The sequence below is a fragment of the Actinobacillus succinogenes 130Z genome (genome assembly GCF_000017245.1).
Lineage (GTDB): Bacteria > Pseudomonadota > Gammaproteobacteria > Enterobacterales > Pasteurellaceae > Exercitatus > Exercitatus succinogenes.
In genome coordinates this window covers 1465402-1487135 of the sequence record NC_009655.1, presented here as the reverse complement: position 1 = coordinate 1487135, position 21734 = coordinate 1465402, and the positions used below count along the sequence as shown (strand labels likewise).

Sequence of the window (21734 nt, the reverse complement as noted above, 5' to 3'; positions counted from 1 at the left end):
TTGGTAATTTATTGAAAATCGTTCAACAATCCTCTAAGAACGGGAAAAAAATAATGAAAACGCTGACATTAAATGAATTATCCCACCGCCTGCCGCCGCGCCGGCTCTTGTCGCATAAAGGCGATTACGGACGTTTACTGTTAATCGGCGGTAACTGTAACATGGGCGGCGCAATTATGATGGCGGCGCAGGCGGCGGTTTGTTCCGGTACCGGACTTACCACCGTAGCGACGGATAAAGTCAATCATCCGGCACTGCACAGTCGGCTGCCTGAAGCGATGGTACTGGATTGGCAAAATAGCGATTTACTGATCAGTAAAATCAAACAAGCGGATGTTATTCTAATTGGCTGCGGATTGGGTCTGGATGCGATGTCGTCCGGTTTGCTGCAAACCGTTTTAACGAATATCGACACTCACCAGAAATTAATTTTAGACGGAGATGCTATCACCCTGTTTGCCCGAAATCCTCAATTTCCTGATACTATAAAAGTGTTGGCGACCCCGCACCAAAAAGAATGGGAACGCTTATCCGGACTGGCACTGGCACAACAAACGGAAAACAATAATCAAACTACGGCCAAAAGGCTGGGGCTTGATCTTATCCTGAAAAAACATGGCACCGAACTTTATCTTACCGGAACCGAGCCCCGCCGTATTGATGTCGGCACGCCGGCCATGGCAACCGGCGGTATGGGAGATACTCTGGCGGGAATGATAGCGGGGTTCATCGCCCAATTTCCGCTTTATTATCAACAGGCCGTTTGCAGTGCCGTTTATCTGCACAGTTATATTGCTCAAAATCTGGCACAAAACCGCCATGTGGTATTACCGACCGACGTGATTTCCCATATTCAAACGGAAATGAAAAAAATGATCGCACCGAAAGAATAACTCCCCTTACCCAAAGGTAAAAGTGCGGTACTTTTTTAACAGATTTCAGCGTGTATAAAAACATATTTACAGTAAATGAACCATGAAAAAATCCTCGGTTTTAAGCCGAGGATTTTTATAATCAACCGAACTCGATTAATCTATATGCGAATTAGTCACGCGGCAGCCATTTATTGATAATCGTATCTAATTCGCCGGATTGGCGTTCCAAGTGAAAGAATTGATCTACGTATTCTTTAAAACGGAAATCGCCGTTCGGTATAATCCAACCGTTTTGCGCCGGTTTCAGCGGTTTATCCGGATTCACTCCGCATAATACGCCTTTGTGTTCATAAGATTTCACAATAGCTTCCGCCGCTTCCGTCACAAATACATCGGCTTTTTTATCAATAATTTGTTGGAAAATCGTCAGATTTTCAGGATTCATGGTTAAATTGGCTTTAGTCAACACCGTACGCGCATAATTTTCGTTGCTGCCGCCCGGATTCGCCACTATTTTTACTTCCGGGCGATTAATCTGTTCTACGGTTTGATATTTATCCACGTCTTCACAACGAACTAACGGCGTTTTGCCGTTGGTAAAATACGGTTCGGAGAACAGCGCCTTTTGCTGACGCGCCAAAGTAATAGAAATCCCACCGACACCGATGTCGCATTTTCCCGCGGTAAAATCGTCCATTAAGGTCTTCCAGGTGGTTTTCACAATAGTCACTTTCGCATCTAAACTTTCTGCCAATTTGTCAATCAGATCGTTATCAATCCCCTCAAATTTACCGTTATTGTCAAAACTAAACGGTTTGTAATCCCCCGGTGAACACACTTTAATTTCCTTACGTTCAAGGATTTTATTTAAGGTATCCGGCGCAGAACTTTCCGCTTGCGCAGAACCCGCGACAAGTGCGGTCAAAAAAGCGGTTAAAACGGATTTTTTCATAATGGCATCCTTATGGGTTGTGTTGAATATCGTTTGATAAAAATAAAAAGAGCTCAAGCATAATACCTGAACTCCGAATTAAATTACAAGCCTGTTGCCGCTTTAATACGATCGGCGAACATACCGACGCTCAAAGCATAGTAACTGGAACGGTTCCAGTCTAAAATCGTACGAAAATTATTCGTCACTAAGAAGGCTCGGCCGACTTCTTTATCCGGGCGTATCAACCATAAATCCGTCGAAGCTAACGCATTGGCGCGCGTCGCATGGAATCCTTTGATATTCACGCCCATACTTTGCCATTGACTTAATGAACGGGCTTTGTCTTTTTCCGTACCGGCAAGGGATAAATTCAACGGTTGAGTTAAGGTAACTTCAACGCCCCACGGCAAATCGCTGTCCCATCCCACACTGTGGAGATAATTAGCAATAGAGGCAAACACATCATATTCATTGGTCCAAATATCTTTTATACCGTCTCCGTCGCCGTCTGCGGCATAATTTAAGTATGAACTCGGCATAAATTGGGTTTGCCCCATGGCACCGGCCCAAGATCCCAGCATTTGCGCACGATTCAGATGACCGGCCTCCAGCATTTTCAGCGCATTGATAAATTCTTTACCGAACAGGTTTTCACGGCGTCCGTCAAAGGCTAAAGTTGCTAATACGGAAAGCACATCATAATCGCCCTGGTAATAACCGAAGCTGCTTTCCATGCCCCATAATGCCAATAAATATTCCTGCGGTACATCGTATTGGCGACTGGCTTTTTGTAACGGGGCACGGACATCCCAATAATTTTCTTCCGCTTTATCCACTTTGGCTTGGGTTAAATGCTTTGCAATATAGTTGGTTACACCGTTCGGATTTGGCGGCAAAGGCGGCTGATTTTTACGGCGTTCCGCCAGTCCCGCCTGTTTTTGATCTAAACGCACGGCGGTATCAATATAACGAATATAGTTCTGTTGGTTCAAAATTGTTTTTGACACCCCCTGCCCCGCCGCTTTTCGCTTTAGGAAAATCACATAATCGTTAAAATTATCAAGCGTACGCGGCGCATTATAGGTTGCGTCAATGCTTAACGGCGATAAATCCGCCTGAATGATACGGGGAGTATTCGGCGTATTGACGGTTTTGGAGTGTGACGATTCGGAAGAGCAACTAGCAAGAAGCAGACCGGTTGAAAGTGCGGTCAGTTTTAACAATGTTTTCATGTTTATTTTCTCATTAATTTATATAACACTTTGATAACGGAAACCGGCATTAGACGCGGTAAAGTTCGGGCAAGGAATGTCATAAAACCACTGACGGCACCTTGAATTTTTAGCTTTCGCTTCAAACGATATAATTTCCATTCGCTTTTAGCGTAAACCCAACCGCGACGGCGGCTGAACATGGCATTACCCGCCGTACGTGCCAATAACAGCACCTCAGGCAGATTCCCCACTTTATGTCCGGTAGCGATAATGCGATTCCATAAATTGTAATCTTCCAGAAACATATGATGCTGATAACCGCCTACTTCTTCCAGTAAGGATTTTTTATAAGCAACCGTCATATGATTGAACGGTGAACGCATTCGGTTGAATTTTACAATATCGGCATATTCCGTCGGTACATGACGTTCCGCGATGATAACGTTAGGATCTTCATCGAACTCGGCTATTTGCGTACTAAACATCACGACATCGGGATGCTGTTCGATATATGCCGCTTGTCTGGCGAAACGTTCAGGCTTGCAAATATCGTCCGTATCCATGCGGAACAACCATTCGTTACGCGCCGCTTTAATACCTTCGTTTAACGCTTTACCTAGACCAACATTCTGTGTTAACGGCACGGTTCTTAACGGTAATTTCGCTTGAAATTCGTTTAGTATGCGTTCCAATTCGGGCGTAATCGGACCGTCTAATACCAAGACAACCTCGTCAGCCTGCAGAGTTTGATCCGCCAGGCTTTGCAAGCTGGCACGTAAATATTCGGGTTTTTCCTTAATGTATAAGGACATCAAAACAGAAAATTTCATCTTTATACAAATCTTTTTAGGTTGATCGCCAGTTTCGGCGAAATAAATGTCACGGCGGCAATAATGAGATGTTTTAAGCTGTAACTTAGTTTGAACATAGCAAAATAATAACCTGCCGCCTTGCGGGATAAATTCATCGCGTTCGGGTATGCCAGCATATACAATGAATTCAGCTTAAAATTATGCGACTGTTGCGGCGTTTTCACATATTGGCGACGGATGGCTTCAATGGCGTTTTCCGTATTTTCCGTATTGGTGGATACACTGGAACGTTTGGTATGAAACGCGCATAAACTCAACGGTTCATCTACATACAACGCATTTAAATCGGCGCAAGATACTAATTTCAGCACAAAATCATAATCTTCCAAAGATTTCAAGTTCGTGGATAATCCGCCTAACTGGAAAAACAACGTTTTCTTGATACCCATCATCGGCATTCCGCCGATTTTATTGGCTAACAGCATATTTTCCAAAGTTAACGCATGGGGAGGAAACGGTTTAGTAACATAACTGAAACCTTCATTAACCATTTCGCATTTTGCCGGATGATAAACAAAGTTCGCCATTGGATTTTCAGCGATACGTTCGGCTAAAATTTCGCATTTCCGATCATCAAACCGATCGTCGTCATCCAGAAATAGCAGCCAGTCGTGTTGTGCGTGCTCCGCCCCTACATTACGGCTTTTTGCCGGACCGGCATTGCATTCATTACGGACTAACTTCACCGGAAAAGTAAAAGTGCGGTCAATTTTTATCGCGTTTGGCGAACAGTCGTCCACCACGATCACTTCAAAATTTTTTACCGTCTGATTTTCCAAACTCGCCAATAAGGCGTTCACTTCCGAATTTCGGTTATAAGACGGCACAATAATACTAAACATCAGCTTCTCTCTATAATTCTGCCTTTATCGCCGAATAAAGAAACAAACATTAAAAACGTCATCATGATACCCGGGTAAGCATAAGTATCCGCTTTAATATTTAATACGCTTAACAGCAATAAAGCGGATAAAATAAATTTCCAGCTTCCGTTAAACCAATTATCGGCAACTCGTTTCACAAAATAAGCGGTAAATAAAAAACACGCCAAAATATAGCCTACACCGCCATACAATGCCTGGCGGATAAAGCCCGAATCGGAACCGCCGTAATAACTGCGCGAAGTCCGTCCGACCACATAATATCTACCGTCCCCCATAATCAGTTGTTTAATTTCAGGCGTAAACAAATGTTTATCGATTAAAGTGTCCGTAGACGAACTGATACTTGCTTCGGCTCCGCCGTAAATCAAATTAATCAGAGGCTCCAAAGCATGCGCCACATAAGGATGGGCCGGATACCGATAAGCCAAAAACAGCACGACGACAGCAAATGCCGCGATTGCGGGGATATAACGCAATCTAAAATAAATCGCCAGACTGACTACGGAAAAGATGAAAAAGGTTCTGCCCGAAATCAACCCGATCGCTAAAATTAAAAACAGATAAACGGTATTCAAATTTTCTTTTTTTTCGCCGTATGCTAATAAAAAATGCAACAGCATCAGATAAAAAGCGCTGAGCGGAAAAAAGGCGGAAGAGGTGAAATTATACAAACGATATTCCTGTTCCGAACCGATAAAACGCGACAACTGACCGCCCATATCCGAATTCGTACCCAGCGCAATAGTGACAAATAACGGAATTCCCGCCAAAGCCAGAGCACCTAAAGCGGACTGCACGCCGATCCCCACATTGACATCACGAATAAATTGCCGCTTACCGCTTTGATGACAATAAAATAGGTTATAAATCACAATCCCGAAAATAAAAATCACCAGCGATTTTATATACATGCTGATCACACCGAATTCCGAAGTGCCGTTAATTAAAATCGGAACCACCGATATGCCGATCAACGCCGTGCACACTAACAGGCTATCTACGGGAATAAGAATTCGCTTAATCTCTTTTCTGTACCATTTATAGCCTAGCCACAACAAAGATAAAAAACCGATGAACAGACTCATGCGCAACACATGAAAAAGCCAGGGGTCATAAAGATAAAATAAATTAATCAATGCAGACATCACAGATTTCTCTTAATCGCCAATAATTTTTTCAACGGAAATTTTATCAGTTTTTTCACCATATTATTATTTAACGAACCGCGTAACGCTTCCAGATTACTGGTTAAATTCGGGTTTTCAATCGCCATTAGCGGGCGCACCACCAAAATATCCAAACCGAATGATTTGCCGAATAAAATAAAATCGTCCGCCAACCAATGAGCTAAATGTAATCGTTCGACTTCCTGTCCAAAACGGCGACAGGCGGATTTCTTAATCAGATAGGCAACCGTACCGGCGAAATAATTTTGATACGGATAAGCATAACGATATGGAGTGCCGCCTACGGATTTTTGTAAACACTTGAAGGTGGTCGGATAATTGACGGCTAATTCTTTGTCGTCAAAACTTGGGATTTTGGATTGCCCCGCCAAAATAATATCGGCGGTCAGATTTTGCCGTAAAAGTGCGGTCAGATTTTCGTTAAATTTTTCGGCGAAAAGTGCATCGTCTTCACAGATTAACACGTAGTCCTCTTCTTCGATCGTTTCATCTTCCGTCACTTTTTTATACACGTTCAAATGACTTAAGGTACAACCGATCTCACCTTTCGTTACATCACGGCGATAAGCTTTTTTAAATGCGGCGAAATCAAAGTTTTTTTCTAATTCCGCCTGCGACAATTCCATCGTGTTAATCGCATTAAAAACCTCAAAATCGGATGTGTCGGGCTGAGAAAAAAACAGTTTCCGGCGTTGCACATCCTTTTCAAGAGAAATTAAGTATTTTTTCATATTATTTATTTTCCAACATTATCGGCTTAACCGGGTATTTAAAATAATACGCAATTGAAATGACCAATCTGGTCAAACTGCCGCCGATGAAAGCATAGGCCACGCCATAAAGTTGATAATCTTTTAAGGCATAAAATAAACCGACGAATACGGCGAGAGAAATAATTTGTCGGGTAAACAAAAGCACTTGTTTTCCTTGAATAAGCATATTTTGCGACAACAACCAAGACAGGCCCGCAATAATTGAATTCAGAATAAACCAAATTAATATCGGTGCTACTGCTACATATTTCGCACTGAAGAAAAACCGTATAATAGGTTCTGCCAGTAACGGCGTTAAAATAACAGCCCCTGCACTTATTAAAGCAATCACCGCCAGCACGGATTTAATTCGGTTTAAATTGTTCAATAACCCGGAATAATAATAATCCGTCAACATATTAATAAATTTGGTCAGTAATGCGTCAAAAGCAAGACAGACGGTATACAATCCCAAATAATAATGCCCGAGCCAAAGGGCGATTAAATATTTATCGATACTGGACGTCGTGGCGCCGAAAATCTGATATAAATTCTGTTTAAACCAAGTTTTCAAGAAAAAAGTGCGGTCAATTTCCGACAGATTTTCTGTTTTAAGAAAAGATTTTTCGATCCGAAAAAGATAAAAAAGACAAGCCGCCGCCTGAATAAAACTGAATAAAGTCAAGAGTTCAATGGCGGTCTTCAACGGTTGTTCGCCTAACAATAGATAAGTTACCCCATAAACCGCTACCAGCAATACGGGCTGCTGTAAGGTCAGTATACGGTAAATTTTGAGTCGCGGATCAATCTTACTTTTCTCTAAAGTAATAGTTAGAATGGCAGTTAAAATTACATTACATACGAATAAAAATTCAAATCGGATGAAATCGAACAATGCCGTCGTAATTAACGCTACCATAACGGCTGCGGCGATAAATGCCGTAAAGTACCGACGCCAGTTAAGATAACGTTTGTTGCGCATGGATAATGCTAAAGCAAATCCCGACCCGCCCGTCGCGATAGTGACGACATAAGAAATTGTGGTCATAAATAGTTGATACAGACCGCGATCGTCCACGGACAGCATGTGCGCCAACACAAAAGAGCTCACCATTGTGAGCCCCATACTCAGAATTGTCACACCAATCAGCGTAATAAAATGACGGTTACTTTTCATAGAGTTGAGCGTACTCGATATTTTTCGTCCATTGGTTGTAATAACCGGTATTTTTCCCGTAAGAATTATCACAAACCCGATTCGGCAATCCCAACAGGCAAGAAAAAATATGCCCGTGCAAACGACTGGTAATCACTTCATCGTAGCTCAGGAAAATATCCTGGCAGCGTGTAATCACGTTTAATGCGTGTCGATACCAAAGCCGATTAATGTTATTTTTCACAAATGTCAGATTAAAGCGATTCGCTAATTTGGAAAAACGACTGCACCACAGTTCAAATTTCAGATCGCCCGGCAACAAAATATCTTCCCAATCTTTTACGTCATCCAAATTCGGCAATGTCGCCTGAATTTCCGATTCAATATGGCTTTTTTCAATATCTTTGCGTAAAAAATAAAGTGTCCGGTGCGGATGTATCGATAAAGATTTATTCGGCAGCGACCCATACAGCTGATGCGCCATATCCGGCGATAAATAAGCCTTATCAGAAAAATATTCGCCGAATAATTCAAACGTTTTGTTGTCGCGCGCAAACAAGTGTAAATCCTGATGGCGAGAAAACAGTGCGGAAGACTTTTGCATTTCCTGCCGACAAGAAAAATGCGCGGTCTGAGGCAATAAAATCACACGATTGTGCGGAAATTCCGTCACAATCTCTTCACGCATTTTTTGGATTAAAGGATAAAGATCCCCGAAATTGCCACCGCCGTGGCATAAAATCGTCGTATTCGGACGAATATACTTTTTCGCTTCCTGGATATCAAAGGCCTGTAACGAACGTCTTAAGGTAACATTAATTCGGTAATCGCGGAAAAACTGCTCGGTACCGGCGTAAATCAGCAAATCCCCCACATTCAGATGAAGCGGATAATCAAAGTAAACTACATCATTTTTATCAATGATAAGTTCTTCAATTTTCTGTAATTTTTGCTTTAATTCAACAAGAATCGGATTCATAAACTTCCTTTAAAAATTGGCGTATTTTATCACCTCGACTGCCTGTTGGACAGTATTTTAGTGATTGAGTTCGTCCCGTTTTTACGGAATAATACCGGCAAAGAACTCAACCAAGGCATTATTATGATTGATATGACGAAACTCATCACCGCGATCATCCTCCCCCCTTTTGATGTGCTTATTTTACTGGTGTTCGCCTTGTTGCTTCGGCTGTTCCGATTCAAAAAACTCGCATTTTTGACCGCACTTTTCGGAGCGGTTGTCCTATATGTATCAAGTATTCCCTACACTGCGGAACGATTAAACAACAGTCTGACCCAAGAAGACCGTTTAACTGTGGAGGATTACCGCAATGCGCAGGCAATCGTCATTTTAGGCGGCGGATTAAGAGATAGCAAAGAGCTGTTTAACACTATCACGGTGCCCGGTCTGGTATTGGAGCGGATGCGTTATGCCGCTTATTTGCACAAAGAAACGGAATTACCGATTTTAATCAGCGGAGCCAGCCCGAACGGTAATTCCGAAGCCAAGGTCATGGGACAGGAATTTTTCACTTTCTTCGGCATTCAACCGAAATGGCTGGAAGAACGTTCCACTAATACCAAACAAAACGCCCTATACAGTAAAGAAATTCTGGAACGGGAAAATATTAAACGCATTGTGCTCATTACCAATCAATGGCATATGCAACGCGCTAAAATGCTGTTTGAAAAACAAGGATTTGAAGTTTTACCGGCAAGCGTCGGTCCCGGTATTGTTCCTGTCAGTTACGAACACAATGCCATGCACTTCATCCCGCAAGCCGGCGCACTCAACGCCAATATGCAGCTGTTGAAAGAATGGATCGGTTATTGGAAAGAACGATTTTAATCGTTTTCGCAACAAAAAAGTGCGGTCAAAATTGACCGCACTTTTACTCTGAATTAGCAAACTACCCTTCACCAAGTAATTTCAATTCCCGTCCGCGCACTTGTTGTTTCAGAATCTCAATGAAATCTTCCACGTCGTAAGTGCCTAAATCCGTACCTCGACGGGTACGCACCGACACTTTGCCTTCGGCGATTTCTTTATCGCCGCAAACCAGCATGTAAGGCACGCGGCGTAAGGTGTGTTCACGCACTTTGAAACCGACTTTTTCGTTGCGAAGATCCGCTTTCACACGTAGACCGGCATCGGAAAGTTGTTTCACTACCTTTTGAACGTATTCCGCCTGGCTGTCGGTAATATTCATCACCACTGCTTGTACGGGTGCCAGCCATGCCGGGAAGAAACCGGCGTACTCTTCGGTGATAATACCGATGAAACGTTCGATTGACCCCAAAATCGCACGGTGAATCATTACCGGCGTGCGACGGTCATTGTCTTCCGCTACATAAGATGCGTTTAAGCGACCCGGTAACGCAAAGTCTAATTGGATTGTTCCGCATTGCCATTCGCGATCTAAACAGTCGCGTAACGCGAACTCGATTTTCGGACCGTAGAACGCACCTTCGCCTTCCTGAATTTCATATTCAAGCGCGTTATGTTTTAACGCATTTGCCAAACCTTGTTCCGCACGATCCCACATTTCATCAGCACCGATACGTTTTTCCGGACGGGTAGAAAGTTTCACGGCAATATCGGTGAAGCCGAATGTGCCGTAAATATCGTACACCATACGAATACATGAGGTCACTTCGCTTTCGATTTGATCTTCCGTACAGAAAATATGAGCGTCATCCTGAGTAAAACCGCGTACCCGCATTAAACCGTGCAATGAACCTGACGGCTCGTTACGGTGACATGAACCGAATTCCGCCATACGAATCGGCAGATCACGGTAAGATTTCAAACCTTGGTTAAAGATTTGTACGTGTCCCGGACAATTCATCGGTTTAATGGCATATTCGCGATTTTCAGATTGCGTGGTGAACATTAAATCGCCGTAATTTTGCCAGTGACCGGTTTTTTCCCAAAGCACGCGATCCATCATAAACGGACCTTTCACCTCTTGGTAATCGTACTCTTTTAATTTGGTACGTACGAAAGTTTCCAGTTCGCGGAAAACGGTCCAGCCGTCGTTGTGCCAAAACACCATTCCCGGTGCTTCTTCCTGCATATGATATAAATCGAGCGCTTTACCGATTTTACGATGATCGCGTTTTGCCGCTTCTTCCAAACGGGTTAAATATCCGTTCAATTGTTTTTTATCCGCCCATGCCGTACCGTAGATACGTTGTAACATTTTATTTTTGCTGTCGCCGCGCCAGTATGCGCCTGCGACTTTCATCAGTTTAAAGTGATGGCAAAAACGCATATTCGGCACATGCGGACCACGGCACATATCGATATATTCTTGGTGGTGATATAAAGCGGGATGGTCGTCTTTTGCGATATTTTCATCCAAAATCGCCATTTTGTACGGTTCGCCGCGTTTTTCAAAAGTATCGCGGGCTTCTTGCCAAGTTACGCGTTGTTTTACCACGTCGTAATTCGTTTTCGCCAGTTCCGACATACGTTTTTCTAACGTATCGAGGTCTTCCTGCGTTAAAGAACGATCTAAATCCACGTCATAATAGAAACCGTTTTCGATGGTGGGGCCGATAGCCATTTTCACATCCGGAAATAATTGTTTGATGGCGTGGCCGAGTAAATGCGCGCAGGAATGACGAATAATTTCCAAACCGTCTTCGTCTTTTGCGGTGATGATTTCAAGCGTGCTGTCATCGTTGATCATATCGCACGCATCACGGCGTTCGCCGTTAACGCGACCGGCGATAGTCGCTTTAGCAAGACCGCTACCGATTGATTGGGCGACTTCCAGTACGGAAACAGGGTTATCGAATTGACGTTGAGAACCGTCGGGTAAAGTAATAATTGGCATGTTAAATCCTTATACAGTGGTCATCCATACGAAAGATGACTTGTGCGTAATGAGTAAATAAAAAAGGTGCAAAAAAGCACCGCACTTTTGCTTTGTACCTACCATGTACAGTAAAAGTGCGGTGGATTTTAGCATAATTTTAAACGGGATTGAATGTTAAATCGCACGATTCGTATAGAGCGGCACGCGACTTAATGCGGACATTTGCTCAACATAGCGTTGAATATTCGGCAACCATACCAGTCCATTCACGCAGGTCAGGTTACGCAACATCGGGAAAAGCATAATGTCTTCCAAGGAAACTTGCACACCGTTGGCTTTATCTTCCGCTTTCAATAATTGGCTTAATTCCGGTAAATCCTGGTTTAAGCGCTCAATATATTGCTGACTGTCGGCAAGATTTTCAGCGAAATCACCGATAAATTCCGTTTTCTTTTTAGTGAAATAATCTATCGCACTTTGAGTGGCGAATTCCGCCAAACCCAGCTGAACAAAACGCGGCAACAACAAATGATTATAATAGCCGCCTACCCGCTTCATCCAGACCTCCAATTCCGGTCGTACGCTTTCATCAAGAATTTTTGAACCGAAATGTTCATCCGTATATTTCACAATATCCAAACTTTCCGGCATGGCCTCGCCGTCGTCTTTTAGCAAAATAGGAACAACCTTTTTGCCCACCAGCTTAATTGGGGTCTCCTCGTCGTCATTCGCTAACACTATCTGTTCGACGGGAACATTTTTCAAACCGAAAATCATACGTACGCGAACACAATAAGGACAATGATCATAAACATATAGTTTCATATATAACTCCTTTAGCTCCTTTTGCTTCTTTAATCGTTGAAAGTTTGAAGTTCGTCACAGATTATTGATAAAAATATTTGTATTATCAAGATAATCTTAATCGATCTGTAGTTTAGGAGGCAATTATGTGGAAATCTGTATCTCAAGTCTTAGCCGATCAACTTGGTGCTTATTACAACATCAAGGAAAAAGACAAAGTGCATACGGGCGAAATGCATGAAGCATGGGTCATCAACGACGGAATCCAACCGGTATTTCTAAAATTAAACGAAAAATCTTATCGTTCCATGTTCCGTGCGGAAGCAGATCAATTGCAATTGCTGACCAAAACTAACACGATCCGCGTGCCGCAGGTTTACGGCGTCGGTTGCTCGCAAAGTCACAGTTTCTTATTGCTTGAAGCATTAAAACTCGAGCCGGTAACAAAAGAACAATTCGCCGAATTCGCTAAAGCATTGGCGGAGCTGCACAAACAGCAGGGGTCCGAACGTTACGGCTTGGACTACGATACTTGGCTCGGTCCCGTGTATCAACCGAACGAATGGCGGGACAACTGGGCGACTTTTTTCTCTGATCAGCGTATCGGTTGGCAGTTGCAAATCTGCAAAGAGAAAGGATTAGATTTCGGTTCCATCAAAGTAATCGTAGATACCGTCGCCGTCAAATTGAAGAAACACCGTCCTCAGCCGTCGCTGCTGCACGGAAATTTATGGATTGAAAACGTCGGCTCCGTCAATGGGAAAGTTTATACTTACGATCCCGCCTGCTACTGGGGCGATCGCGAATGTGACCTAGCGTTCACCGAATTATTCGAACCTTTCCCGGACGAATTCTATGAAAATTACGACCGCACTTTCCCTATCGCTAAAGGATATAAAGATCGCAAACCGATCTATCAACTCTATTATCTGCTCAACTTCAGTCATCGTTTCAGCGGGCATTACGTCCCGTTGGCAAAACGTTTAATAGAGTTATTGCTGGATGACGAAATTTAAGTGACGCCATTCATCGGTAATATAAAAACGGCATTTCAAATGAAACGCCGTTTTTGTCCGTTTTCCGCAATGCTATTTTTTCCGCACTCCTTCTACTTTAATATCTTTTTCATGTGCCCGGATAAATGCCTGCGTTTCTTTCATAATCGCCTGTACGCGCGGGTCTTCCCAACGAACGATTTTATCGTTTTCATCCCGTTTATCCGACCAAATCATCACGCCGTCCGTATATTTGTAGCTGATTTCCAGCATTTGACGCCAAACTTTGGGATCAATAAACTGCTTGAAATATCCGCTGTTTTTGGCGGAATAATATTGCGGCCAAATATAACCGATAATTTTTTTCTTAGGATTACGGTTTTTAATTTCCTGTACCGTATGGCTGACGTCTTTTTCCCAAGTTTTCACATCCGGATTGACGATATACAGCACCGGATTGGCATAGTCGGAAATAGCGCCGGATTGGTTACGACGTTTATTGAATTCTTTCCACTTATCGTATGAAACCTGATACGGAACCTCGCCGCGATAATGACGAATAACGCTCAGACTTTCCGTCGGTAATCCGTAATTACTGATTACCGCATCCGGATTTTCATGTTTAAAAATATTAAACATCAGCTCAAAATCATGACGCAATTCTTCCGGCGATAACAGCTGGCCGTCTTTATTGCCGAACCAAGATTCGATATCCGTAGAAATCACGGTATAGCCTTCCCGCTTCGAACGACGTGCCAATTCTATAACCTTGTCCAGATTCAGAACGCCGTGTTTACGCTTGCCGGTCGGATCCGGTTTTACCAACTCGGATTCATAAATCAACATCGCTCGTGAAATTTTATTTGACGTCAAATCCTTCGGTTTTCCTACATAATCCATCATGTCATAAATGGCGAAATCCTTCGCCGACACGGCCACTGCCGTGACTATAGTCCCCACTGCTACTGTCCATTTAGCTAAATTTTTCATACATTTATTCCCTTTTTGTGACTGTTTTTATATAGACTCACATTTATCAATTGAGTTCAGATTTGAAATTCTGCCGAATTTTCGACCGTACTTTATAAAGTTTTTGAAAACACCATCGGTTGAGCGTATGCTTTTAGTGATCGGACATAAAAACATAAGGAAATCCTATGAAACTCAAACATATCGCACTTTCATTAACCCTTGCATTTTCTGTCACGGCAATGGCGACGGAAGCTCCCTGCACCGCTCCGCTGCTCGCTCCTGAGTATCAGGATTTAAATCTGCTTTCCGTGGTAAAAATTGATCCCGAACTGATGAAAACCAAAGAAGGTTTGACGCAAATCAATACCGCCTTTTTAAAAGCGGCGGATGAAGATAAAATTCAACCCGTTGCCAAATTTACCGCGCCTGCCGACGGAAATCAGCCGGCGGTGGATCTGTACCTATTCCGCCCGGATAATGCAAAAAATACTAAATTACCTGTGATTTATTTTATTCACGGCGGCGGTTATTTAATCGGTAATGCTCGGCAAAATAATACTTCATTACAGGAATTAGCGAATTTAAACCATGTTGCAGTCGTAAGCGTAGAATATCGCTTAGCGCCTAATGCGCCGTTTCCGGCCGACATTAATGATGTTTATCACGGCTTATCTCACCTGCTAAAAAACGCCGACAAATTTAATATTGATGCGGATAAAGCCATTATTATGGGGGAAAGTGCCGGCGGCGGCTTAGCGGCTCGTTTAGGTTTAAAAGTGCGCGATAAAGGCGAATTCAAACTGAAAGGGCAAGTGCTGATTTACCCAATGCTGGATTATCGTACCGGATCTGGACAATCCCTTTACCGCAGCCCGAATACCGGCGAGTTCGTTTGGACGCCTGAATTGAACCGTCTCGGCTGGAGTATGCTTAAAGGTAATCAATCTATTCCTGAAAGCGAAATGCCTTATTATTCCGCTGCAACGGCAAAAGATCTCTCTGGTTTACCGCGCACCTATATTATGGTGGGCGATTTGGATTTATTCGTTAATGAAGATATGGACTATGCAAATCGACTTATCCAAGCCGGCGTGAAGACCGATTTTCAACTTATTTCCGGTGTATACCATGCTTTCGAACTGTTCAACCCGGAAAGCCCGCAAACCAAGGCATATAAAGCATCGCGAACTGACGCAATTCATCGCATGTTAACGGAATGATTCATCGGATAAGTAAAAAAGCGGACAATTTATCCGCTTTTTTACTTAGTTTTTTCTAAAGCCTATCTTGGCTCAACCAATGCCACTAAACGACAATTTTTTTTAATGCGTTTAACTGGCTGTTGGCACCAAATACGGTTAATTCGCCTGTTGGGTTTAGGTTAAACAACGGTATAATGATAACTTAAACTAAAATTAAGCCTTACGATGCAAACTTTCCATTATCAATGAAATCACCAACGCCACACCGCCGATGAAAAATAATACACGATGATCATTATTCGTCGCGGAGAAAACAGCGGATAAACCGTAACCTGCCAAGGCTTGAGCGGTAGCGAAGAACACGGTGGCTTTGCTCCAGTTTACATTACGCAGTCGTGGGCAAGTGGTCATTTCAAAAATGCGGGCGAGCATTAACGGCACAATCCCCGGTGGAAATGAACCGATGATGACCGTCAGCACTGCCATTGCGACAATATTTTCAGTGGCACACAAGACAAAAACCGCTAAAAATTCGACCGCCAACACGCCACGCAAAGTGGGTTTCGCACCGAATTTGTCGGCGAAATAACCGTAAAGTGGCGGACCGATCATCGAGCCGATGCCGTATAATCCCCAGAACAATGCGCCTGTACCAGCCCCCAGTTGCAAGCCACGGGCGATGTAGTCCACAATAAACACCGCAGGGGCAACGATGAATACCGCCATCAAGCCGTATTGCAAATATAAGATTAAAAAGGCTTTTTTCGGTTCTTCAGCGTGTAAAACAGCATGCGGTTTCACATCACCATCCGCTACTTCCTGCACGCTGACAATCGGATCGGGAATGTTGAACCAGCTAAGTGCGGTCAAAATTGCCGAGAAAATACCCAGTCCGAACCACGTAGTTTTCAGCCCCATATCAATCAACATCGGCACGATGGTAGCAGAAGCGAAAATCCCCAAGCCGATACCTAAGAAAATCGCACCGCCGGCAAGATTACGGCGTTCCGCAGGCACGTGCGGTGTAATGGTTGCCGCCACCAACACCATAATCGTCCCGCCTGAAATGCCTGAAATCAATCGCCAAACGAAATACCAAGCGGTCGAAATCGGAAACGCACAAGCAAAAAACGACAATGTAACCAGCAACATCATCACACGCAGCGTCTGTTTGTTGGAAAACGCATTGCCCATAGGTCGCGCGAATAACGCCCCAATCAGATAGCCCGCCAAATTCGCCGCCCCGAGATACGCCGCATCAGATGCTGAAAACCAGTTTTCGCTAATCAGCAACGGCAACAACGGCGTGTAGGCAAAACGTGCCAAGCCGATGGAAATAAGGCTTGCAGAAAGCCCTGCGAAAATAAACCACAGGATAGATTTTTGTGTTTGCATATTTTCTCCTTATGGCAAGCAGTCTGATTTTGCGAATTTTTCACAAAATCAGACTGCTTGTATCTTATTGATTTTCTAAAGGTAAATATTGTGTCGGCACCCAAGAATAGCCTTTTTCTTCTTTAACCACGTGTCCGATCCCCGGAAATGGAATGTGAGCCGCCCCCACCCACAATTTGCCTTCGCTGACTAATTTTAAAATGCGTTTACGGGTGGTAATTGCCGCTTTTTCATCACTGTCCACTTCCATTGAAATATCAGGATTTTTCAGCTGAATGGTGTGGCTGTGGATAATATCGCCCCACACTAATAAACGGTTTTCGCCCGTGCCTACTAAATACCCTGTCATACCCGGTGAATGCCCAAATTCTTGCACCGTTTCAATGCCTTCAATCGGGTTTTCCCCCTCATTAAAGGTTTTAAACTGCCCAGCGGCTTGGTAAGGCGTAACCGCTTGACGAGCAGAATCAAAGAAAATCTGCACTTCTTTCGGCTGCTTGGCGGCAATTTCTTCGCTTAACCAAAAATCAGCATCTTTTTTCGGTGCGTAAAGTGTCGCATTTGGGAATGCCATTTTGCCGTCGGTTGTCGCCACACCGCAGGCGTGGTCAGAATGCAAGTGCGTAACCACGATGTTTTTCACGTCTTCAGGTTGCACGCCGGAGGCTTTTAAATTCTCAGTAATATGTCCCAAGGTATCGCCGTAACATTTCGCCGCCCCTGCATCAATTAAGGTATAACCAGACGACTGTTTGATTAAAAACGCATTTACCGCCGTTTGAATGCCGTCTGAAGTGCGTGGTAAAAACATTTTGTCGAACACATCTTGCATTTCTTCGCCTGAAATACCGTGAATCCATTTATGCGGCACGTTCACGGGTCCGTCATACAGTGCGGTAACGAGTAAGTCGCCCAATTTCATACGGTAAAAGCCTGCCACTTGCTGCTCAGCCTGTTTTACGACGGGTTGCTCGGTTGTTTCTGCGTGTAAAACAGGGGAAAATGTTGCTATCATTGCCGTTGCAATAAGGGTTTTCATTGTTTTGTTTAATGTCATTTTTGTTCTCCAAGTTAAAGTTTTGTTTGAATCCATCTCCCCATCTTCTCAATTTCAGGCATCGCCACATAATGTTCGATGGGGTAGGTTTTAAAGGTAAAATCCCGATTTTGTGCTAACAGTTTTTTGCTCTGTCCGATTTGGGCAAGGGTAATCAGCGGATCAGAACTTCCGTGTAGCCATAAAATCGGCGTATGAAAACTGTTGTCTTGCCATTTTGAAGCTAACGGCAGATAACCCGACAACCCGATAATGCCGCCAAGCGGTTGGGCGTAAGTTGTACCCGCCAGCAGCGAAATGGCACAGCCTTGTGAGAAACCGCTCAAGAAAATCCGTTCGCTCGAAATGCCTTGAGCGATTTGTTCGTCAATCAATTTATGCACATAATTGACCGCACTTTTGATACCGCTTTCGTCTTCTTCGGCGAGAAAATCATCGCCCAATAAATCATACCAGCCCGACATATTGCTCTTCGCCCAAGTAACGAAACGTACTGGAGCAGACGGCAACACGAATTTCACGTTCGGCAGTTGCACCGTCAAATGCTCGGCAACGGAGCGGAACTGCAAACCGCTGGTGGTTAAGCCGTGCAGGAAAATTACGCAAGCGATCGGGTTTTCAGGATTTTTTGCAGACGGTACGACAAGCGGCTCGCAACGTGGGGTGAAAACGTTTTCCATCAGTTGCAGCCGTCAATGCCGCACGCTATTCCTGCTGTGATTTCAGACTCGGTTTGCTCGTTCCACGCTTGGTTTAGGGCTTGCAGCATATAGTCCGCAGGTTGCGCCCCTGACAGCCCGATTTTGCCGTCAATCACAAAAAACGGTACACCCTGAATGCCGATTTGGCGGGCTTGGTGTTCATCGTTACGAGCGGATTGGGCGAACCGGTCGGAATTAAGCAGGTTTTCTACTTGTTCACGGTTGATACCCGCATCTTCAGCACATTTCACTAAATTTTCACGATTGGCAAGGGCAAGATTTTCAGTGAAATAGGCTTTCATCAAACGCTCGTTTATCTCGTCCGCCTTACCCAGCGTTTCCGCCAATTTGGTCAGGCGGTGTGCGTCAAAAGTGTTGGTGTTTTGCACGTAGTGTATTTCCAAACCTGCACGCTTGCCCGCCGCTTCCACATTGCGGATAAATTCCATCGCCCCAGCTGGCGTTCTACCGTATTTCCGCTCGATACGCTGCTGCGTGGTGGCGGTAACGATCGCTGGTGCGGTCGGGTCAAGCTCAAAGGCTTTATACACGATTTCCACGTTCTCGGCGTGGGCGAACTGGCGTAAAGCCGCTTCCAAATGACGTTTGCCCACATAGCAAAACGGACAAGCGTAGTCAGACCAAATTTTTATTTTCATAATGAATCCTCATTTCTTTAAATCTAAAAACATAGATGTGAGTTGATTTTAAAAAACGCCGTGATGGGCGTTTTGCTTAAATTTCATTGTGAAGTGCGGTCAAAAACCGCTCGATTTTTTCGGCATTGTAACGGTAATACGTCCACTTACCCGAACGACTCATTTCCACTAAGCCTGCTTTTTTCAGGCTGTTCAAATAGCCCGACACCACCGATTGTGCCAAGCCCGATTTGTTGGTAATCGCCTGCACGCACACACCGCCATCAGCCGCAATCGCATCGGCAGTAAATTCCGCCCCACGAAAATGCTGCTCAGGCGATTTAATCCACTGCAACATCTGCAAACGATGCTCGTTAGACAGTACTTTAAAAATTTCAACCAACTCCATTTTTCTCTCCTGCTGTGTTGATGGCGTGCATTATATCTATAGATTTAGATTTGTAAATAAGAAAATAGCAAGCGGTGAGATTTTTTGAGAAATGTGCAAAATTTTGGGGCGCAGATCAAAATGCTAAATTTCAGACGATATTTTTACATTCAGAACCCTTTATCCAATATTGCTCATCAATAAAAATACGCCGAGCAATGCCAAAATCACGCCGATGATGCGGTTGATGATGCGTTGATTTTTCAGCATTCGGGTGCGTAACAGCGGGGCGGAAAACAGCCAGGCGACGAGGGCGAACCAGATAAAATGCGCCAGTGACATAAATGCGCCGTAGCCGAGCAACACTCCTGCGTGAGTACTTGCCGAGACGATTTGAGTGAAGGTGCTGACTACAAATAGCGTAGTTTTCGGGTTGAGCGCGTTAGTGAAAAAGCCGAAGCGCAGAGCTTGCCCTCTGCTGATTGGAACGGATTCGCCGTCTTGCAACACGGGCTTTTGGGTGGCGGTTTTATAACCGATGTAAATCAAGTAAAACGCCCCCAAGTATTTGATAATGTTTAAGAAATTCGGGAAGAATTTTAAAATTACCGCTACGCCAATAAGGGTGTAAGCAACGTGCACCAACACGCCCAAGGCAATGCCGATAGAGGTTAAAAACCCAACGGCACGCCCGTATAAATAACTATTTTTGGTCACGATGGCAAAGTCTGCTCCGGGGCTGATAACGGCAAGAATAGTGATCATTGCCACGGCAAAAAATTCGGTCATACTAAATTACTCACAAAATGGATTACTTTTTGGCATTTTGACATAAAGTTACCTATAATAAAATTCACTATTTTTCATTAAAATTGATGAGTTTTTGGAATGATTAACAAAATTTCGCTCAATGCGTTGAAATTCTTTTACAGGGTGGCGAAATGCAACAGCGTTACGCAGGCTGCCGAACAGTTGTTTGTCAGCCAAAGTGCGGTCAGCAAACAACTGAAAAATTTGGAAGAATTGCTGAAAACGGCGCTGTTTGAACGTGTGGGCAAAACCTTGCAGCTCACTGAACAGGGCAAGCAACTTTATGCTTGCTGCGAAGAGATTTTTCCTAAGCTGAACCATTGTTTGCACGACATCGCCGGTAGCACATCTGCGAATAAACCGCTGGTGGTGTCTTGCGAGCCGACCATTTGCATGAAGTGGCTGATTCCTCGCCTGCAAACTTTCAACGCTCTGGGGCATGGTTTTGATGTGGTGGTGCTGGCAGGCGGCGGGCAGGTGGATTTTGCCTATAAACACATTGATTTAGCCATTCGCCGTAATGATTTTATATTTGATAACCGCTTTTTCACTGAAAAATTAGGTGATGAATACATCATCGCCATCGATCACCCTCATCATCAGACTCAGAAGTTGCTACTCAGCACTTCCCGTCCGAATTTCCCTGAACAGTTGCACCAATATCAATGGCAAAACGATAAATTTTTGGCATATCCGCGCCAATATTTTGAGCATTTTTATTTGTGCATCGAAGCCGTGATGGCGGGATTAGGTATGACGATCGCCTCCTTTTTTATGGTGGAAAAAGAGCTGGATTATCGGTTTGTCAAAGCGGTCAGCCAGCCAGTACACGACGGTTCCGCTTATTACTTACTCTCCGACAGTCCCTTCACCCACGATCCGCGCAAAACGGTGTTTAAACAGTGGCTGCAAGCGGAGTTTCGGAAGACCTGTGAAAAAGCAGCGAACAAAACCTAGCCGTAGAGGCTGTTTCAATACCTTCCGATTTTTGTAGAGAATAAATACCCGTCATGTTCAAGAATGTAACGGTGCGGTCAAAAAACCGGATTTTTTGACCGCACTTAATCAAGTTAA

22 protein-coding genes are annotated in these 21734 nt (G+C 44.0%); 5 read left to right on the top strand and 17 right to left on the bottom strand.

What is annotated here, in order from left to right:
* Positions 1 to 53 precede the first annotated feature (53 nt).
* Positions 54 to 893: an NAD(P)H-hydrate dehydratase gene (locus ASUC_RS07000; protein ID WP_012073076.1), complete on the top strand. Its 840-nt coding sequence runs from the start codon at positions 54 to 56 to the stop codon at positions 891 to 893.
* A gap of 151 nt (positions 894 to 1044) precedes the next feature.
* On the opposite strand, the gene ASUC_RS06995 is transcribed toward ASUC_RS07000, so the two are convergent.
* From ASUC_RS06995 to ASUC_RS06960, 8 genes are all read right to left on the bottom strand, one after another.
* Positions 1045 to 1827 (bottom strand): transporter substrate-binding domain-containing protein, encoded by a 783-nt coding sequence (locus ASUC_RS06995; RefSeq protein ID WP_012073075.1) that lies wholly within the window; start codon positions 1825 to 1827, stop codon positions 1045 to 1047.
* A gap of 83 nt (positions 1828 to 1910) precedes the next feature.
* Entirely contained in the window at positions 1911 to 3041 is a 1131-nt protein-coding gene (locus ASUC_RS06990) for a lytic murein transglycosylase (RefSeq protein WP_012073074.1), read from the bottom strand.
* A 2-nt stretch (positions 3042 to 3043) separates the two neighbouring features.
* Positions 3044 to 3853, bottom strand: a complete 810-nt coding sequence (locus ASUC_RS06985) for a glycosyltransferase family 2 protein (protein ID WP_012073073.1) — start codon at positions 3851 to 3853, stop codon at positions 3044 to 3046.
* A 2-nt stretch (positions 3854 to 3855) separates the two neighbouring features.
* Positions 3856 to 4737, bottom strand: coding sequence for a glycosyltransferase family 2 protein (locus tag ASUC_RS06980; protein WP_012073072.1), 882 nt, complete (start codon positions 4735 to 4737; stop codon positions 3856 to 3858).
* A complete protein-coding gene (locus ASUC_RS06975) occupies positions 4737 to 5924 on the bottom strand; it encodes a hypothetical protein (RefSeq protein ID WP_012073071.1) in 1188 nt (395 codons plus the stop codon). Before ASUC_RS06975 ends, ASUC_RS06980 begins: the two co-directional genes overlap by 1 nt.
* Positions 5924 to 6697 carry a glycosyltransferase family 25 protein gene (locus ASUC_RS06970; RefSeq protein WP_012073070.1) on the bottom strand — a complete coding sequence of 258 codons (774 nt, stop codon included), beginning with the start codon at positions 6695 to 6697 and terminating at the stop codon, positions 5924 to 5926. The genes ASUC_RS06975 and ASUC_RS06970 overlap by 1 nt, the downstream gene beginning before the upstream one ends.
* Position 6698: 1 nt before the next feature.
* The gene (locus ASUC_RS06965; protein ID WP_012073069.1) at positions 6699 to 7895 is read right to left on the bottom strand and encodes a lipopolysaccharide biosynthesis protein; all 1197 of its coding nucleotides are present in this window, start codon (positions 7893 to 7895) and stop codon (positions 6699 to 6701) included.
* The gene (locus ASUC_RS06960; protein WP_012073068.1) at positions 7885 to 8853 is read right to left on the bottom strand and encodes a polysaccharide pyruvyl transferase family protein; all 969 of its coding nucleotides are present in this window, start codon (positions 8851 to 8853) and stop codon (positions 7885 to 7887) included. The genes ASUC_RS06965 and ASUC_RS06960 overlap by 11 nt, the downstream gene beginning before the upstream one ends.
* A 123-nt stretch (positions 8854 to 8976) precedes the next feature.
* On the opposite strand from ASUC_RS06960, the gene ASUC_RS06955 reads away from it, so the two are divergent.
* On the top strand, positions 8977 to 9723 hold the full coding sequence (locus ASUC_RS06955; RefSeq protein ID WP_041834642.1) for a YdcF family protein: 747 nt from the start codon (positions 8977 to 8979) through the stop codon (positions 9721 to 9723).
* A 61-nt stretch (positions 9724 to 9784) separates the two neighbouring features.
* Here ASUC_RS06955 and thrS read toward each other — a convergent pair whose 3' ends face one another.
* Together thrS and grxB are read right to left on the bottom strand one after the other, a co-directional pair.
* On the bottom strand, positions 9785 to 11716 hold the full coding sequence (gene thrS / locus ASUC_RS06950) for a threonine--tRNA ligase (RefSeq protein WP_012073066.1): 1932 nt from the start codon (positions 11714 to 11716) through the stop codon (positions 9785 to 9787).
* A gap of 156 nt (positions 11717 to 11872) precedes the next feature.
* Entirely contained in the window at positions 11873 to 12523 is a 651-nt protein-coding gene (gene grxB / locus ASUC_RS06945; protein ID WP_012073065.1) for a glutaredoxin 2, read from the bottom strand.
* A gap of 125 nt (positions 12524 to 12648) precedes the next feature.
* On the opposite strand from grxB, the gene ASUC_RS06940 reads away from it, so the two are divergent.
* The gene (locus tag ASUC_RS06940) at positions 12649 to 13518 is read left to right on the top strand and encodes a fructosamine kinase family protein (RefSeq protein WP_012073064.1); all 870 of its coding nucleotides are present in this window, start codon (positions 12649 to 12651) and stop codon (positions 13516 to 13518) included.
* 72 nt (positions 13519 to 13590) lie between these two features.
* Here the strand turns inward: ASUC_RS06940 and ASUC_RS06935 are convergent, their stop codons facing one another.
* The gene (locus ASUC_RS06935) at positions 13591 to 14487 is read right to left on the bottom strand and encodes a hypothetical protein (RefSeq protein ID WP_012073063.1); all 897 of its coding nucleotides are present in this window, start codon (positions 14485 to 14487) and stop codon (positions 13591 to 13593) included.
* A 167-nt stretch (positions 14488 to 14654) separates the two neighbouring features.
* On the opposite strand from ASUC_RS06935, the gene ASUC_RS06930 reads away from it, so the two are divergent.
* Complete coding sequence (locus ASUC_RS06930) at positions 14655 to 15689, top strand: alpha/beta hydrolase (protein WP_012073062.1); 1035 nt, start codon at positions 14655 to 14657, stop codon at positions 15687 to 15689.
* Between the two features lie 195 nt (positions 15690 to 15884).
* Here the strand turns inward: ASUC_RS06930 and ASUC_RS06925 are convergent, their stop codons facing one another.
* From ASUC_RS06925 to ASUC_RS06900, 6 genes are all read right to left on the bottom strand, one after another.
* A complete protein-coding gene (locus ASUC_RS06925; RefSeq protein WP_012073061.1) occupies positions 15885 to 17066 on the bottom strand; it encodes a YbfB/YjiJ family MFS transporter in 1182 nt (393 codons plus the stop codon).
* A 64-nt stretch (positions 17067 to 17130) separates the two neighbouring features.
* Positions 17131 to 18123, bottom strand: a complete 993-nt coding sequence (locus ASUC_RS06920) for an MBL fold metallo-hydrolase (RefSeq protein WP_012073060.1) — start codon at positions 18121 to 18123, stop codon at positions 17131 to 17133.
* A 14-nt stretch (positions 18124 to 18137) separates the two neighbouring features.
* Positions 18138 to 18803: an alpha/beta hydrolase gene (locus ASUC_RS06915; RefSeq protein WP_012073059.1), complete on the bottom strand. Its 666-nt coding sequence runs from the start codon at positions 18801 to 18803 to the stop codon at positions 18138 to 18140.
* Positions 18803 to 19483, bottom strand: coding sequence for a DsbA family oxidoreductase (locus ASUC_RS06910; protein WP_012073058.1), 681 nt, complete (start codon positions 19481 to 19483; stop codon positions 18803 to 18805). The genes ASUC_RS06915 and ASUC_RS06910 overlap by 1 nt, the downstream gene beginning before the upstream one ends.
* 76 nt (positions 19484 to 19559) lie before the next feature.
* Complete coding sequence (locus ASUC_RS06905; RefSeq protein WP_012073057.1) at positions 19560 to 19871, bottom strand: ArsR/SmtB family transcription factor; 312 nt, start codon at positions 19869 to 19871, stop codon at positions 19560 to 19562.
* Positions 19872 to 20030: 159 nt separating this feature from the next.
* Positions 20031 to 20639, bottom strand: a complete 609-nt coding sequence (locus tag ASUC_RS06900) for a LysE family translocator (protein ID WP_012073056.1) — start codon at positions 20637 to 20639, stop codon at positions 20031 to 20033.
* 99 nt (positions 20640 to 20738) lie between these two features.
* On the opposite strand from ASUC_RS06900, the gene ASUC_RS06895 reads away from it, so the two are divergent.
* Positions 20739 to 21617, top strand: coding sequence for a LysR family transcriptional regulator (locus tag ASUC_RS06895; protein ID WP_012073055.1), 879 nt, complete (start codon positions 20739 to 20741; stop codon positions 21615 to 21617).
* Positions 21618 to 21734: the final 117 nt, after the last annotated feature.

What these genes read in the sequence shown, in the direction of transcription:
- ASUC_RS06955 (WP_041834642.1), top strand. Translation starts at nt 8,977, where the DNA reads ATGATTGATATGACGAAACTCATCACCGCGATCATCCTCCCCCCTTTT.
- ASUC_RS06975 (WP_012073071.1), bottom strand. Translation starts at nt 5,924, where the DNA reads ATGTCTGCATTGATTAATTTATTTTATCTTTATGACCCCTGGCTTTTT.
- ASUC_RS06930 (WP_012073062.1), top strand. Translation starts at nt 14,655, where the DNA reads ATGAAACTCAAACATATCGCACTTTCATTAACCCTTGCATTTTCTGTC.
- ASUC_RS06970 (WP_012073070.1), bottom strand. Translation starts at nt 6,697, where the DNA reads ATGAAAAAATACTTAATTTCTCTTGAAAAGGATGTGCAACGCCGGAAA.
- ASUC_RS06935 (WP_012073063.1), bottom strand. Translation starts at nt 14,487, where the DNA reads ATGAAAAATTTAGCTAAATGGACAGTAGCAGTGGGGACTATAGTCACG.
- ASUC_RS06905 (WP_012073057.1), bottom strand. Translation starts at nt 19,871, where the DNA reads ATGGAGTTGGTTGAAATTTTTAAAGTACTGTCTAACGAGCATCGTTTG.
- ASUC_RS06985 (WP_012073073.1), bottom strand. Translation starts at nt 3,853, where the DNA reads ATGAAATTTTCTGTTTTGATGTCCTTATACATTAAGGAAAAACCCGAA.
- grxB (WP_012073065.1), bottom strand. Translation starts at nt 12,523, where the DNA reads ATGAAACTATATGTTTATGATCATTGTCCTTATTGTGTTCGCGTACGT.
- ASUC_RS06910 (WP_012073058.1), bottom strand. Translation starts at nt 19,483, where the DNA reads ATGAAAATAAAAATTTGGTCTGACTACGCTTGTCCGTTTTGCTATGTG.
- ASUC_RS06915 (WP_012073059.1), bottom strand. Translation starts at nt 18,803, where the DNA reads ATGGAAAACGTTTTCACCCCACGTTGCGAGCCGCTTGTCGTACCGTCT.
- ASUC_RS06900 (WP_012073056.1), bottom strand. Translation starts at nt 20,639, where the DNA reads ATGACCGAATTTTTTGCCGTGGCAATGATCACTATTCTTGCCGTTATC.
- ASUC_RS06895 (WP_012073055.1), top strand. Translation starts at nt 20,739, where the DNA reads ATGATTAACAAAATTTCGCTCAATGCGTTGAAATTCTTTTACAGGGTG.
- ASUC_RS06960 (WP_012073068.1), bottom strand. Translation starts at nt 8,853, where the DNA reads ATGAATCCGATTCTTGTTGAATTAAAGCAAAAATTACAGAAAATTGAA.
- ASUC_RS06990 (WP_012073074.1), bottom strand. Translation starts at nt 3,041, where the DNA reads ATGAAAACATTGTTAAAACTGACCGCACTTTCAACCGGTCTGCTTCTT.
- ASUC_RS06980 (WP_012073072.1), bottom strand. Translation starts at nt 4,737, where the DNA reads ATGTTTAGTATTATTGTGCCGTCTTATAACCGAAATTCGGAAGTGAAC.
- ASUC_RS07000 (WP_012073076.1), top strand. Translation starts at nt 54, where the DNA reads ATGAAAACGCTGACATTAAATGAATTATCCCACCGCCTGCCGCCGCGC.
- ASUC_RS06965 (WP_012073069.1), bottom strand. Translation starts at nt 7,895, where the DNA reads ATGAAAAGTAACCGTCATTTTATTACGCTGATTGGTGTGACAATTCTG.
- ASUC_RS06920 (WP_012073060.1), bottom strand. Translation starts at nt 18,123, where the DNA reads ATGACATTAAACAAAACAATGAAAACCCTTATTGCAACGGCAATGATA.
- ASUC_RS06940 (WP_012073064.1), top strand. Translation starts at nt 12,649, where the DNA reads ATGTGGAAATCTGTATCTCAAGTCTTAGCCGATCAACTTGGTGCTTAT.
- thrS (WP_012073066.1), bottom strand. Translation starts at nt 11,716, where the DNA reads ATGCCAATTATTACTTTACCCGACGGTTCTCAACGTCAATTCGATAAC.
- ASUC_RS06925 (WP_012073061.1), bottom strand. Translation starts at nt 17,066, where the DNA reads ATGCAAACACAAAAATCTATCCTGTGGTTTATTTTCGCAGGGCTTTCT.
- ASUC_RS06995 (WP_012073075.1), bottom strand. Translation starts at nt 1,827, where the DNA reads ATGAAAAAATCCGTTTTAACCGCTTTTTTGACCGCACTTGTCGCGGGT.